The organism is Pseudomaricurvus sp. (assembly GCF_965662505.1).
Taxonomy (GTDB): domain Bacteria; phylum Pseudomonadota; class Gammaproteobacteria; order Pseudomonadales; family Cellvibrionaceae; genus Pseudomaricurvus.
The window spans coordinates 1-1777 of record NZ_CBFIHX010000240.1 but is presented as its reverse complement, the minus strand read 5'-3'; the positions used below and the strand labels follow the sequence as shown (position 1 = coordinate 1777).

The following is a 1777-nucleotide window of genomic DNA, read 5'->3' as shown; positions in this document are numbered from 1 at the left end:
GGCCAGTGCCAAGGTTATCCCTCCTGTTTGGGTCGAGGGAGAAGATCGCAGTCCAAAAAAATGGATGTTGCAGGAGGATAGTGTCAAAGCCATGCAGGAGGCATTTCGTCAGGTTATTACGGCACAGGTTTCTGAAAACGGGGGCTATACTATTGTTGATGAAGTCGAGCCAGGAACGCTGGAAATTACTGTAATTGTTATCAGTCTCACTCCTTACGCTCAGCGTAATGAAAAAGTGATTACCAAGGGGTCGGGTGAGTTGACAATGCAATTCAGCCTTCGCGATGCTCGTAGTGGAAAGTTGATTGCGATTTTTGAAGGGCAAGAGCAAGTTGGGCAGGAATATCAAGAGCGGTCTGATTTTTCGGCGATGAAAGATCTCAATAAGTTGTTTGATAGTTGGGGTAAGAGAATTCGCCGTGCCATGGATAAGTCCCATGAAAAACAGTTGTAAAGTCGAGTCAGATAAAACTTATGGCACTCCATCATCCTTGTTGAAACATAAACGCTTCGTATAGAGTCAGGACCTTTGTCAGGGTTAAAAGGATTTAACCATGGCGAGACTTCCTCGTATTTATCCTTCCGTCACCCCTAAACAGATCATTCAGTGCCATGACAACCGAGAGGCTTGCTTTTCTCCTGAGCAATATGAATAATTGGGGTCAGATTGAGGTTGCAACAATAAAATGGACATTAAAATTAAGAGGCATGTCTAGCCTCGTACTCTATCGGCGTCATGTAATCTAAAAAAGCATGGCGCCGTATTCGATTGTAAAAAACCTCAATGTACTCAAAGATGCTTTGCCTAGCCTCTTTCCGAGTATGGTAATCCATATGGTGAACCAGCTCATTTTTCAAACTACCAAAGAAGCTTTCTGCAACTGCATTATCTAAGCATTCACCTTTTCTGCTCATGCTCATAAGCAGCTGGTGTTCTTGTAGCTTCTTACGATAACGCTCCGATGCATAAGTAGAACCTTGATCGGAGTGTACAATAACGCCTGTAGCTTTACCTCGGCGCCAGATCGCCATCGTAAGTGCTTCTTCTACAAGCGCTGTGTCATTCCTGCTGCCCATCGACCAACCAATTACTTGCCTGGAATAAAGCTCCAAAATAACGGCTAGATACAGCCAGCCTTCCCGTGTCGGGATAAACGTAGTGTCTGACACCCATGCTGTGTTTGGTGAATCAACGTCAAATTGCCGATTTAATCTATCTGGAATTTCACAAAGCCGTACAATCGGGTGCTCTTTTGAGTGACGGCGAATGAACTGGTACTTCAATCCAGTTCCTTGGCAAAGAACACCGCGGCCTGTTTTAGAATTTCGTTTTCCTCTTTAAGGCGACGAACCTCCGCTTCCAGTCTTGCGGTTTCACTGAGTTCTGATTTTTTGGGCCTACCTCGTTTGCCTGATGCAACATCCCCAGTCTTCTCTAGCTGCTCTTTCCATTTATAGAGCTGATTTCTTCTGAGTCCAAGCTCTCTGGCAATATCAGCAGCAGGCTTATCTGATGATTCCATCATTCGAACTGCTTCCAGCTTGAACTCTTTGGGGTAGGTTTTATAAGGTCTACGCTTACTGGTCATACAACACTCCTGAGGACGACATTGTCCCTGATTAAGAGTGTCCGTTAAACTGTAGCAACTTCAGTATGACCCTTTTCCTGAATGCTCCTGCAACATAGGATTATGCGAAATAGTCGTATCCTAATAGGGTAGCGTTAATCTCTCGAAGTGATCAATCCGACAAAGTTACAAGGTTTCTGGCGGCTGTC

2 protein-coding genes and 1 pseudogene are annotated in these 1777 nt (G+C 44.7%); 1 reads left to right on the top strand and 2 read right to left on the bottom strand.

The genetic code is table 11. The features are described from left to right. Positions 1–454 (top strand): DUF3313 family protein (locus ACTG33_RS17140; RefSeq protein ID WP_439136487.1); only part of this gene is annotated, 454 nt, incomplete at its 5' end. A 245-nt stretch (positions 455–699) separates the two neighbouring features. On the opposite strand, the pseudogene ACTG33_RS17135 reads toward ACTG33_RS17140, so the two are convergent. Next, a pseudogene (locus ACTG33_RS17135) lies at positions 700–1212 on the bottom strand (IS3 family transposase); the annotation flags it as partial. 68 nt (positions 1213–1280) lie between these two features. Next, a complete protein-coding gene (locus ACTG33_RS17130; protein ID WP_439136485.1) occupies positions 1281–1589 on the bottom strand; it encodes a transposase in 309 nt (102 codons plus the stop codon). Between the last annotated feature and the right edge of the window lie 188 nt (positions 1590–1777).